This window comes from Maribacter algicola, from assembly GCF_003933245.1.
GTDB classification, from domain to species: domain Bacteria; phylum Bacteroidota; class Bacteroidia; order Flavobacteriales; family Flavobacteriaceae; genus Maribacter; species Maribacter algicola.
Genome location: NZ_QUSX01000002.1, coordinates 282,180 through 294,885 on the forward strand (window position 1 = coordinate 282,180; position 12,706 = coordinate 294,885).

Genomic DNA, 12,706 nt, shown 5'->3' on the forward strand with positions numbered 1-12,706 from the left:
AACAAAGGCAACCGGGTTTGTTCTTATTTTGTCTAAAATTAGAGGTTTACAAAATTATCCAATTTTAAGGTCCAATCATAATTTTTATAGTCGATATCAATGCCTTTTGTGGTAGGGATAAGTTTTTGGTGCTTCAGGATGTCCTTTACTCCGTCAACCCCGCCAAAATCCCCTCGGAACCAACTAAAAAGGGCCGTTACCAGTACCTTTTTCTCATCTATATTGTAATCCGTGGTTCTTTCAAGATACCTAGCGGTTCCCTTGCCAAATTGCTCGTCCAATCGCTCCCATTCATAAATGGCCACTGGCGGACAGTCCAACGCACCACAATTGAGGGCAAAATGAATACGGTAATCCGGCTCATCAACTCGTAATCTTTTTTCAAATTCGCCCGGAAAAATTTTTCCAACAAATCCCAATCCATACTCCCATTGGGATTTTCTAATGATACCGTGCTCAATTTTTTCAAAGGATATTGTTTCCCCAGCAATATGAATTTGATCTTTTTTAAAGAATTCGCTTCGATCTTGATACAAATCCGGATTTTTTTGAAGGATTACTTGGATATAGGCATTGTAGATATTTACCCAAAAGGCCAATTTTTTATCGTTAGTATCCAGCTTTTTTTCCAGTACATCTATAGTGGTGCTTGATAAAATATCCTGAATTTCTTGGGTATTTTCATTGTTTTTTATTCTATGGAGAAACTGCTCTGAAAGTTCGTTGAAATCAATTTTCTCTTTTGGGGATTGGGCTTGTGCGTTACCCTCTTTACATCCTAAAAATAGGACTATCAATAAACTATATATATATTTTAATCGAATCATACTTATCTTTTTAACATATACGTAACCGAATATGTTAGGGTTTTAAAGTAGGTCGTAAAAAATCTTTAAACTTTCAGATATTATTTCTAGAATTGTAATGCTTATTTAAAACCTTTCGCAATCTATTTCCGTAGATTTAGCACATCACTATATTAAATTACATTTTAGGGAATGATGTTTTTGCTTTTATGATCAGTATAATTATCCCAGCACATAAGGAAGCCGAGAATATTGACTTTTTAGTTCGAAAACTATCAGGTTTAAAAAAGAAGGAACCCTTCGAAATATTGGTGGCGCTTTCTCCTGAAAGCCATGCTAATTTTTGCAATGAAACCCTAGAAAATGCTATTGTTCTCAAGTGCTATAAGAAAGGTAGGGCATCACAGATGAACGAGGCGGCAAGAACAGCGAAGGGAGATGTCTTGGCATTTTTACACGCCGATGTGAGACCGCCTGAAACCTTTCTACTCGATATTCGAAGAACTATAGAGAAAGACTATGATGCCGGATTCTTTTCGTATAGGTTTGACAAGGAAAGCCTGCCATTGCGCATCAATTCCTATTTCACCGGCAAGGACGGTATTTTTACGGGAGGCGGTGACCAATGCCTTTTTATCAAGGCAGAACTTTTCAATAGTTTAGGGCAATTTGATGAAACCCAAGTACTGATGGAGGATTTTGAGTTTTTTAAACGCATAAAAAAGCATGGCCTTAGATATAAAATTGTGAAAAACAACCTTATTGTATCCGCTAGGAAATACGATTCCAACTCCTATTTAAGAGTGAACCTATCCAATTTACTGTTGGTAGTGCTATTTAAAATGGGATATTCCAGCCAAAAGTTAAAGACCATACATGATAAACTCATCAAAACGCCCTATAACACCTGATATAATCAATGGCATTCAGCAAGTAGGAATTGGTGTATCCGACACCAAGGCTGTTTTCAATTGGTACAGAAAGCATCTGGGGTTTGATATATTGTTATTTAAGGACGAAGCCCCGGCAACCCTTATGACCAAATACACACAAGACGAGGTCTGTCATAGAAACGCCTATCTATCCTTGAATTTGCATGGAGGCGGGGGATTGGAAATATGGCAATTTACAAGTAGGATACCTGAGAAACCGAAAACCCCTGTTATTTTGGGAGACTTGGGAATCAATGCCATGAAGCTGAGAACCATGAATATTGCCACAAGTTTTGAGGCACTTGAAAAACTGAATTTGCCCTACCAAACGGATATTGTGACCAATACGTTGGGAATCTCTTCCTTTTACTTCCAAGATCCTTGGGACAACTTGGTTGAGGTTGTAGAGGATGGGTATCGTTTTGCTAGAACAAAACAAAGAATTGGAGGTGTTATGGGAGTCGTTATAGGCGTTTCCCACATTCCGGATTCCATCAGGTTTTATAAGGAATTGTTGGGGTATGGTAACGTGCTCAGCGAAGAGACCGTAAAACTTCCTTTACATACCAACCGCCAAAAGTTTGGTTTATACAGAAAGGTGGTGCTTCAACATTCCCGACCTAACTTTGGCGGCTTTGGAGCGCTTTTGGGCCCTACACAGATTGAGCTATTGCAAGCCTTGGATAGAGACCCCGTTACCATATTTGAAAATAGGTTGTGGGGAGATCTGGGATATATTCATCTATGCTTTGACATTCATGGTATGGAAAAACTTAGACAACGGGCTGCGAATCTTAACTATCCATTTACGGTAGATAGTGCCAATAGTTTTGATATGGGCGATGCTGCCGGGCATTTTAGTTATGTAGAAGACCCGGACGGAACCTTGATAGAATTTGTGGAAACTCATAAGGTTCCCATATATAAACCCTTGGGATTGTACTTGAACCTAAAAAACAGGAATCCCACCAAACCCTTACCAAAATGGGTGGTAAAGACTCTGGGCTTTCACAGGATATCCAAGGATATTTAGTCCTAATTTACTCGATAATCGCGATTTAATTGCTCCCACCATTAGGTTGAAACTTCATGTAAAGTTTCTTTTCAATGCCTCGTGGGCTCGCTCTAAGGTTGTTTACTCTTTCCCTTTTGTTGTTCGGATCAATCCAATTCCCGAAAAGAAGAAGATAGCGCCCAATACGGCATATACAATTAAGGCTTTTGTAGTTCCTGCACTATTGCCGAATAATATAGCGGCATATACCAAACCACCAATGCCTAGCAATGTGAGAATGGTCCCGAAGAGTTTCTTTAAATCCATGGTGGAAAAATAGTAAATTTTCTAGTATTTAAAAGCTGTTTGGAATCGATTTATTTAGGATGTGGAGACAACACCCAAGGCATATAATTGCTCTAAAGTAGGGGATTCGCTACCTCCTGCAGGTTCCAAGGTTATACCAAAGGCCTCGGAATCGTTAGGGTTGTTTAACGCGAATACCTTGTTGTCATCTGTGGAAAAGTCTTCCAATAATCCCATACTTGTAGGAGTCAGGGGAGAAAGTTTTAACGACCATACCTGATAGACAAAACCATCGGGGGGTTCAGGTAGACCTTGGGCGTCTATAAATACTTTTTTTTCTTGCTTGTTCCAATAGGCCTTGGCGTAGGAGGACGGTGATACTTCTTGTCCACCTAAGGGGATTACGGAAATATCCTTGTCTCTTAAGGTGTTTAGTAAGTCCTGGGTTTTTTCCAGGGAAGCATCGGAATCGGCAATTTGTTGTTCCAATTCCTGATTTTGTTGTTCTACGAGCTGAATTTCAGATTTTAGACTCTCATTTTGAGTATAGACCCAGAATAGGCCAATGGCCAATAAAACAGAAGCGGCCCAACCTAAATAAGATGTCCAATTGGAAGTTTCCTTTTTCAATGGAATTACTTTGGAATGGGATTCCAGATTACGCAGTTTAGGTTCGAGCGTATCAAAAGAATACGGATTAATGGTGCTAATTCTTCGAGTCAATTCCATAAGTGCATTCTCAATGGCTAGTATTTCAGCCTTAATTTCAGGATACTCCTCCGCATAGGCAGCGATCTCCAGATTTTCCTTTTCTGTGAGAACCCCGGCCACGTAAAGTTCCAATATCCCAGACGCTATGTATTCTTGAACATTCATTTATTTGACTATCATGTTTTCCCTTAGTTTGGAAAGACAGCTTCTGTTTCTTGTCTTTACGGTTCCTACGGGTATGGCCAATTCCTCGGCAACCTCTTTTTGTGTATATCCTCTAAAATAAAGCAGTTCAATGATTTGAACACATTTTTTCTTAAGACTCTGTATCAACATCTTAAGACCTTTTGTGTCGATAGTAGCATTACTTTCATCCTCCCTACTTTCCAAAACACTTACGAAGTAGTCCGCGGAAAGGTTCTTTTTTTCATTTTTATACGACTTACTGCGTATTTCATCGATGGCCGCATTCCGTGCGATATTCAAAATCCACGTAAAAAACCTTCCTTTTGATACATTATAGCTACTGGAATTATTCCAAATCTTTACAAAAACATCCTGACAGATTTCTTGGGAGCGGCTTTCGTTCTTAACAATCGTGTTAATGACCCCGCAAATATTTTTGGAGTACATACCATAAAGTGTTTCAAAAGCCGAAGCATCTTTCTTTTGAAATCGCTCTACTAAAAGGTCTAACTGCATAGGGCCGAATTTAACGATTAAAATTAAAAAAAGCCACCCCTATGGATGGCTTTTATTCATACTATTTTTAGCGTTATTGTATAATTCCTGTACAACTGACACGGGCTCCGGCAGCACCGCTCGGCTGACTTGTGAAATCATCCGCGCCTTGATGTACGATTACGGCCTTACCTAAAATATTTTTGTTTTCGTCAGCACATCCCATGCACCATTCAGAGGTTGAAAATTCAACGGTAGCGTTGCCTTTGGCATCTGCCATAAAATTGCCAATATCACCTTTGTGATATCCTTCGCTGGCACCCCATTTACCATGTGGTTCATTGGTTGGGTTCCAGTGCCCCCCTGCCGATGTTCCGTCTGCGGCGGAACAATCTGCGGTTTGGTGGATGTGGATAGCATGTTCCCCTTCGGACAGGCCTGAGAAGGTCGCCATCATTTTAACTTCGCCATCTTCTTCGGTAAAGGTCACTTCACCTTGCACACCACTATCACTCTTGGGCTCCATCATAAATTTAACGGTTTCAACTTCTTCCTCTTGAGTCATCTCCTCCATGGTCTCTTCCATTTCATCGGCAGCTTCATTGGACTCTTTTTTTACTTCTTTACAATTTATGACCGCAAATAAAGCCAGTGCGGCCAACGGAAATTTTATCACTCTTTTCATCTATTTAGGTATTAAAGTTTTCTACTTGTTAAAATTAAGAAATTCCTAGCGCTATATGAACTCATACGCCAATCATTTTAACAGTATTCAGAAGAATAACGGTATTGGGACTAAATCACCCTATTTAAATAGCTTGCGCAAGTCCGGATTATAAAAAACGGCCACTTGTAATCGATCATAATTGACCGTCCTAAAATGATTTTTAAGATACCCGGCTTGAACGCTTAGATTATTGGTCACATTGAGTCCTACCGCTGCATACAATCGGTTTTGATCAAATGCCTCGTTTTGTAAATTGATGAAAATTTCATCGTAGAAATTCAAAAAGAAGATATCCGTCAAGGGTACGGTCATTTGCAACCGGTATCGGGCGCGGTGTTGTGTGCTTTTTGTATTCAGGTCGCTGTCCGTTATAAATCGCTGCTCTAGACGGTATCTATGTTCAAACAGCAATTCCCAGACCTTGTTCTTCAAAATAAACTGCTCAAAAATTCGATTTTCCGAGATATTGTCGGAGGCTTGTCCGCCCAAATCGATTAAAGCGGCTTCAAAGGAGGTTGGGTCAGTTTTAATATAGGCGTACCCCGCCGTAGCAATGGCATTGTCATCAATGTGATAATTAAGCCCGGTCCGTAGCAACAATTGGTTAAAGTTTTTGGCCTGTTCAAAATAACGTAGCTGTGCTTCGGTATGAATGCTCCATTTTTCGGCAATTTGGTTGGTTCCAAAGTACATATGCCAGCTTCCCAGTTTGTCCTCCCCGTTTACCTGGGCCTGCGCCGTTATGGAAATTAGGGTAAATATCGTTAAAAGTAACCTCCTCATATGTTGTAGAATTCCTTTTGATTTCAATTGATTATGGTAATAGTATGATTAATAGACCTTCATTTTATAAATCGTTTCCCATGGGTTCCCCATCTTTTATGGGAGTGCCTTTATCGCCTTTCAAATAGACATCTAGAAAATGAAGTACACGACTATACGCTTCTATCTGGTTTTCCTTTTTTACGAATCCATGTCCTTCGTCCTCAAAAAGCACATATTCCACCGGAACTCCATTTTTTTTGACCCCGGCAACAATCTCGTCCGACTCTACCTGAAGCACTCTGGGGTCCTTGGATCCTTGCAGTACAATAAGCGGTTTGGTCACCTTATCCGTATGGAACAAGGGTGAAATGGCCTTGAGACGTACGGAATCCGCACTATTGGGATCACCCAGTTCCAAATACAGCGCGTCCTTGAAAGATTGCCACCAGGGCGGAATGCTTCGTAAAGTCCTGATCCAGTTGGTCACCCCAAAAAGATTCACACCTACGGCAAACTCCTCTGGAGTATAGGTCAATGCAGCCATGGTCATATACCCCCCGTAGGAACCGCCAATGATTCCTATTTTTTCGGCATCTATTACCGGTTGGGAGGCCAGCCAATTCTTGCCTTCCACACAGTCCTTAAGATCCTTGTCGCCATGGTTTAAATCGTCCATTTTATAAAAGGATTTTCCATAGCCACTACTTCCACGGTTGTTAACGGCCAAAACAGCATAACCATGATTGACCAAATACTGGATAAAAGAACTGAAATTTTGTCTGGATTGCCCTCCCGGACCTCCATGTACCCAAACCAAAGCTGGTACTTTGCTATCTGCCGAAGCCTGTTTAGGCTTGTAGTAAATGGCCGGAATTTCCAATCCGTCAAAGGATTTATATCGAACCACTTCGGCCGTAACCAAGTCGTCCTGGTCTATTTCTGGATTCAGCACATGGGTCAATTGTTTGACTTCTTTGGTTTCCAAATTATAGACATATAAATTGCTTGGGGTTTGTGAGCCTCCTGCATACAAACGCATCCATTTTTCGTCATCGGAGAAACCTACATTGGTGATATCCATATTGGGGAAGGAGGGAAGTTCAATGTTTTTCCCTGTATCTTTTTCCATTACCTCAATGGTATTCTTTGCATCTTCGTTTATATACGTTACTTGATAGGTGCCATTTTCCGTAAAATAGCTTCCCATAATATCCCAATCGCGCTCCATGACCTTGGTTCGTTCCCCCGTTGCAATATCGTATTTCATCAAATAGGAAAACTCGTTGCCCAAATCGGTTGTATAGAAAAGGGCACTGTTGTCCGTTGAAAAATCCTGACTGCTGTTCGCACTCTGCTCGGTATTGATTTGGGTCTGGGTCTTGGCCTGTAAATCATATAAAAACAGGTTAGAATCGTTAGTGTTTATGGATTTTGAGAGTGAAAGATACTTTTTGTCATCACTCAAGTTTCCAATATCGTACCCTTCATCATTTTGATAAATCAATTTTGGCGTATAGTCCAGAAAATCCATCTGGTACAAGTCCATAAACCGCGAATCCCTTTTGTTGGAAGTAAAAAAGAAACTTTTCTTGTCCTCCGCCCAAGAATGGAAGCCGGCCCTGGCCCCTTCATCTGGGGTAAGATCGGTAACGCTGCCATTGAGGTTTCTAATGAATATGTGATAGATTTCATCACCATTGCCGTCCATGCTAAATAGCATACGCTCGTCCTTGGGAAAATAGGAAATAGCGAATACCGAAGAACTATCTGATTGGGTTATGGGCATCATTTCACCTCCGTCAACTGGAACTGTATACATATTATAAATTCCGGAACGGTTGCTGGAAATTAACAGCTTTGAATTATCGGGCGAAAAACTTCCGCCACTTATGGCCTCGTTATCCATCATTTGTTCAATGGTGTAGGACTTTATCTTTTGTGTCTTGACAGTCTGTTGTGGTTTATTTTTGCAGCTCCACATTAGCGATGCAACTACTAAAAGCGATACAATTCTTTTCATGGGATGTGTTTTTAGGTTGATGGACAATATGTTTTAAGCATGGGGGCTATTAATTGAATAGACTTGTTTAAAGATAAGGCAAAAGTGTGGGAGCTCGAACCGGAACTTGGTTCAACTTAGCTTTATGGGAAAAAGTAAATTACCAAGGAAGGCTATTTTTTCTCAAATATCCCAAAAAGTTCGTTTCCCTGTCGTTGTGGAATGGAGTTGTAACAGGGTTTAAAAGTGATGATTTTAAAATAAGGCTCCAAATAGCTGATATATAACTCCTTATTACCGCCAAAAGGGCGTTTTTCCATATTGTCCGTCAGGGGGAAATTAAACCAGACGCCGGCCAAAATACCTTTGGGTTTTAGCAATCGATGCATTTGCCTCGCATAATTGCTTCGGTTCTCATCGGTAGGGACAAGGGAGCAAAAGAAGGTCTGCTCCAGAATCAGGTCATATGCTCCTTTGTGCGTAAAAAAATCCTCATTTAAAAGTTGAGCTTCGGGAAATTGAGGATTTCTTTTTTTGAAACTTTTCATCGGCACATCAGAAATATCCAACACATGAACATTTTTAAATCCATGCCTATACAGATATTCTCCCTCATATGCATTGCCGGCACCAGGTATAAGAATGGCCATTTGTTTATCGTTCAGTTGATCTGCAAATTCCATGATAGGGGTGGAAGGATGGCCAATGTTCCAGCCGGTTTCACCGGTTTCATAGCGTTGGTTCCAATAGGTCTTTTCATCCATGGTATAGCGTTATTGGATGCTAAAGTAGGAACAATTTGAAATACCATCCTGTATTCTCTACCGGATATACAAATTTTGATTCCGTTCATACACTTTTTACTTATCTTGGCCCGATTAAATTCCAAGCATGAAAAACCATCTGTCCATTTTTATACTATCGTTCGTTTTTACCCTAGGTGCAGTCGCTCAAGAGCATCCTAAATGGCTTCGCTATCCCGCCATTTCACCAGATGGCAATACCATTGCCTTTACCTATAAAGGGGATATTTACCGGGTGCCCAAGAACGGTGGTGTGGCCCAACAGCTCACCTTTCATAAGGCCCATGATTACAATGTGGTTTGGAGCAAGGACGGGGACTCTTTGGCCTTTGCCTCCAACCGCTTTGGGAATTTTGATGTGTATGTCATGGACGCGAAAGGGGGCGAGGCAACACGGTTGACCTTCCATAGCAACGATGAGACTCCCTATTCATTTTCAGCGGATGATAAAAGTGTCATTTTTGGGGCGGCAAGACAGGATGATGTGAAACATCGCCAATATCCCATGGGACAACAACCTGAGCTATACAGTGTTCCCGTAAATGGGGGGCGTATCGACCAAGTTCTCACCGTGCCTGCGGAAGATGTACAAGTGAATGCTGCAGGAACTTTGATGGTCTATCACGATAAAAAAGGCTATGAAAATACGTTTCGGAAACATCATACATCTGCCATTACAAGAGATATTTGGAAATATGATACGGAGAGTGGCGAACATACCATGCTAACCACTTATAAAGGGGAAGATAGAAACCCAGTCTTTGGTGTGGACGGTAAATCCATATACTATTTGAGCGAGGAGAGCGGCACCTTTAATGTGCATAAACTTAGTTTGGATGCCACGGCTTCCAACGAGCAGCTGACCCAATTTAAAACGCATCCTGTACGTTTCTTGAGCATCGGAAACGGAACCATGGTCTTTGGTTATGATGGGGAACTCTATACTTTTGAGGAGGGTAGCGAACCGCATAAAGTGGATATCATCGTCCGTACACAATCCGCAGATAATACTGTGGAATATGTGTCCATCAACGGCGGGGTGAGGGAAATGGATATTTCGCCCAACGGAAAGGAAATCGCCTTTATAAGCCGTGGGGAGGTTTTTTCCACGTCGGTAGACGGTAGTATGACCAAACGACTCACGAATACACCAGAACAGGAACGTTTTGTGAAATTCATGTCAGATGGAAGTGCGATTGCATACGCCAGCGAGCGAGATGGTAAATGGTCCATTTTTAAGACTGTTAAGCAACGTGCCGAGGAACCTTACTTTTTTGCATCGACCTTGGTGCAGGAAGATACTTTGGTGACCGATAGTACCGATGTCTACCTTCCGGAATTTTCACCCGATGGTAACCTAATAGCCTATATCGAAGGTCGTAGAACCTTGAAAGTCAAAAATTTAAAAACAAAAGAAACCGTAACCCTATTGACGCCCAAGGAATTGTACCATTTCTCGGACGGCGACAAATACTATCAATGGAGCCCGGACAGCAAATGGCTTTTGGTGGATTGGGGCGTTACCTTGAGCAACAGTGAGATTTTACTGATTTCTTCGGATGGAAAGACCCGAAAAAACCTCACCGAAAGCGGGTATTACGACATGCAGCCCAAATGGATTGGGGAGGGCAACCAAATTATTTGGTTCTCCAACAGAAACGGACTAAAAAGTTATGCCACCAGTGGGCAATCGGAATTCGATGTGTATACCATGTTCCTTACCCAGGATGCCTGGGACAAGTTCAACCTATCCAAGGATGAGTATGATTTGATGAAGTTGATCGAGGAAGGCGATAAAAAGGAAGAGGATAAGGCGAAGGATGACGACGATAAAAAGAAAAAGAAGAAGGACGAAGACACTAAGGAGGAACCCGTTAAACCGCTCAAATTCGATTTGGAGGGCACTGAGGATAGAAAAAACCGACTCACCATTCATTCCTCCAAGTTGAGCGATGCGGTATTGTCCAAGGATGGTGAAAAACTTTACTACCTTACCCGGTTTGAGGAAGATCTGGACCTTTGGGAAACCGAAATCCGTACCAAGGAGACCAAAAAACTCTTGACCCTAGGTGCAAAATCAGGTGGCTTACAATGGGACAAAAAGCAGGAAAACCTCTATCTGTTGGCCGATGGTAGCATTTCAAAAATCGATGTAAAGGCCGGGAAGAAGGAGCCGGTAAAATTGAAATCGGAAATGGTATTGGATGCCGATGCCGAGCGCCAGTATATGTTCGACCATATTTGGTTGCGCACCAATGGTATTTTCTACCATTCCAACTTCCACGGTATCGATTGGACCGCTATGCGAACCGAATATGAAAAATACCTGCCTTTTATTGGAAATGACTATGAGTTTGCGGAGATGATCTCGGAACTGTTGGGCGAGCTCAATGTATCCCACGCAGGGGGCAGGTACAGCGATTCGATCGACAATGGCGACGAGACGGCCTCCTTGGGCATTTTTATGGATTACGACCATACCGGAAACGGAATAAAGATTGCCGAGGTTATCAAGGGCGGACCTTTGGACAAGGCCGGTTTCAATTTAAAGCCGGGGATGATTATCGAAAAAATAAACGGGGAAACCATACAGTCCAATCGGGATGTAGCCAGTTATTTGAACCGCAAGGAAGGTGAATTTATGCTGTTGGATGTGGTTGGGGAGAATACTGGTCGCAAACAGATTACCGTAAAACCCATTTCCCTTAATGAGGAAGCCGGACTCCTATACGACCGTTGGGTGGAAATCAACGAAAAGGAAGTAAAGGAGAAAAGTAAGGGCACCTTGGGCTATGTCCATATTCCCGGTATGAGTGACGGACCTTACCGCTCCATTTACGAGGAAATGATGGGCAAGTTTTTTGATAAAAAGGGCGTGATTGTGGATACCCGTTTTAACGGCGGGGGCGACTTGGTGGCAGATTTGGCCATGTTCTTTACAGGAGAGGCCTTTTTGTCCTATGAGACGGAAGATCGCGTGGTAGGAGGAGAGCCTACCTCCCGATGGACGAAACCTACACTGGCAATGTACAACGAGTCCATGTACAGTGACGGTTCCTGCTTTGCCAGTGGCTATACCGAATTGAAAATTGGTACTACAGTGGGGATGCCCGTTCCCGGAACCTGTAGCTTTGCCGGTTGGGAACGTTTGCCCAACGGCGGCGTTTGGGGCGTAGTGCCCGTAAGTGCCAAGAATAAGGCCGGGGAGTGGATGGAGAATAATGAAACCGACCCGGATATCCTCATTAAGAATCAACCCGAGGTCATTTCCAAAGGGCGGGATGAGCAATTGGAAAAATCCATTGAGGTGTTGATGGGGCAGTTGAAGTAGCGAGGTTGAAGTTCAGCGTAAAATTATGTCATAATGTGTGGAGGATTGCAAAACGATGAGTCCATCGAAACCTAATTAAAATCAAAAATGGCTGCCAAAATAATACATATAAATCACGAACTTTCTTTTTCAAAACCCGTACTATGAATCCAATGACCGACCTAAAGTCTATACAGGAACTGTTGAAAGCGAACTACCTTCCATTCGAAGATTTGGTTGAATCCAAGGTGGCCTTTTTGACCAAGGAAAAAAATGGTGAACTCATAGGGTGCATTGGCATCGAAAAATATGATGCGGATGGATTGCTGCGTTCCTTGGCAGTCGCCGATGCCCATAAAGGAAAAGGTATTGGAAAGCAGTTGTTGGATGAACTTTGTGAGTCCAGTAAACAAGAGGGGATACATCGATTACACCTTTTGACCACTACGGCCGATGCCTATTTTACACGTTATGGTTTTAACGTAACGGAACGGTCCACCGCTCCTACGGCCATCCTAGGAACTACCGAATTCTCTGAAATTTGCCCTTCCAGTTCCGTGTATATGGTGAAGGAACTTTAATTCTATCCCTATACCTCCCATTATCGTGTCATTCTGAGTGAAGCACCTCGGAACGAATAATCTATTGCTAGTTCACTGCTCTTAACTAAGT

Annotated in this window: 12 protein-coding genes; 4 read left to right on the plus strand and 8 right to left on the minus strand. The window is 42.1% G+C overall.

Annotation, left to right across the window (positions count from 1 at the left end; translation table 11 throughout):
* Positions 1 to 38: 38 nt before the first annotated feature.
* Complete coding sequence (locus DZC72_RS10440) at positions 39 to 827, minus strand: DUF547 domain-containing protein (RefSeq protein ID WP_125222876.1); 789 nt, start codon at positions 825 to 827, stop codon at positions 39 to 41.
* A 188-nt stretch (positions 828 to 1,015) separates the two neighbouring features.
* Between DZC72_RS10440 and DZC72_RS10445 the strand changes: the two genes are divergently transcribed.
* Positions 1,016 to 1,717, plus strand: a complete 702-nt coding sequence (locus DZC72_RS10445) for a TIGR04283 family arsenosugar biosynthesis glycosyltransferase (RefSeq protein WP_125222877.1) — start codon at positions 1,016 to 1,018, stop codon at positions 1,715 to 1,717.
* The gene (locus tag DZC72_RS10450; protein WP_125222878.1) at positions 1,683 to 2,771 is read left to right on the plus strand and encodes a VOC family protein; all 1,089 of its coding nucleotides are present in this window, start codon (positions 1,683 to 1,685) and stop codon (positions 2,769 to 2,771) included. Before DZC72_RS10445 ends, DZC72_RS10450 begins: the two co-directional genes overlap by 35 nt.
* A 102-nt stretch (positions 2,772 to 2,873) precedes the next feature.
* Here DZC72_RS10450 and DZC72_RS10455 read toward each other — a convergent pair whose 3' ends face one another.
* From DZC72_RS10455 to DZC72_RS10485, 7 genes are all read right to left on the minus strand, one after another.
* Positions 2,874 to 3,059, minus strand: a complete 186-nt coding sequence (locus DZC72_RS10455) for a hypothetical protein (protein WP_125222879.1) — start codon at positions 3,057 to 3,059, stop codon at positions 2,874 to 2,876.
* 54 nt (positions 3,060 to 3,113) lie between these two features.
* Positions 3,114 to 3,914 carry an anti-sigma factor gene (locus DZC72_RS10460; RefSeq protein ID WP_125222880.1) on the minus strand — a complete coding sequence of 267 codons (801 nt, stop codon included), beginning with the start codon at positions 3,912 to 3,914 and terminating at the stop codon, positions 3,114 to 3,116.
* Positions 3,915 to 4,451: an RNA polymerase sigma factor gene (locus DZC72_RS10465; RefSeq protein ID WP_125222881.1), complete on the minus strand. Its 537-nt coding sequence runs from the start codon at positions 4,449 to 4,451 to the stop codon at positions 3,915 to 3,917. It abuts the gene before it with no gap.
* Positions 4,452 to 4,524: 73 nt separating this feature from the next.
* Positions 4,525 to 5,115 (minus strand): superoxide dismutase family protein, encoded by a 591-nt coding sequence (locus DZC72_RS10470; protein ID WP_125222882.1) that lies wholly within the window; start codon positions 5,113 to 5,115, stop codon positions 4,525 to 4,527.
* A gap of 120 nt (positions 5,116 to 5,235) precedes the next feature.
* Positions 5,236 to 5,940 (minus strand): DUF2490 domain-containing protein, encoded by a 705-nt coding sequence (locus tag DZC72_RS10475; RefSeq protein WP_125222883.1) that lies wholly within the window; start codon positions 5,938 to 5,940, stop codon positions 5,236 to 5,238.
* A gap of 64 nt (positions 5,941 to 6,004) precedes the next feature.
* Entirely contained in the window at positions 6,005 to 7,942 is a 1,938-nt protein-coding gene (locus DZC72_RS10480; RefSeq protein WP_125222884.1) for a S9 family peptidase, read from the minus strand.
* A gap of 152 nt (positions 7,943 to 8,094) precedes the next feature.
* Positions 8,095 to 8,685 (minus strand): methyltransferase domain-containing protein, encoded by a 591-nt coding sequence (locus DZC72_RS10485; protein WP_125222885.1) that lies wholly within the window; start codon positions 8,683 to 8,685, stop codon positions 8,095 to 8,097.
* 127 nt (positions 8,686 to 8,812) lie between these two features.
* Between DZC72_RS10485 and DZC72_RS10490 the strand changes: the two genes are divergently transcribed.
* Positions 8,813 to 12,055 (plus strand): S41 family peptidase, encoded by a 3,243-nt coding sequence (locus DZC72_RS10490; protein ID WP_125222886.1) that lies wholly within the window; start codon positions 8,813 to 8,815, stop codon positions 12,053 to 12,055.
* 143 nt (positions 12,056 to 12,198) lie between these two features.
* Positions 12,199 to 12,615, plus strand: a complete 417-nt coding sequence (gene arsN2 / locus DZC72_RS10495; protein WP_125222887.1) for an arsenic resistance N-acetyltransferase ArsN2 — start codon at positions 12,199 to 12,201, stop codon at positions 12,613 to 12,615.
* The last annotated feature ends 91 nt before the right edge of the window (positions 12,616 to 12,706 follow it).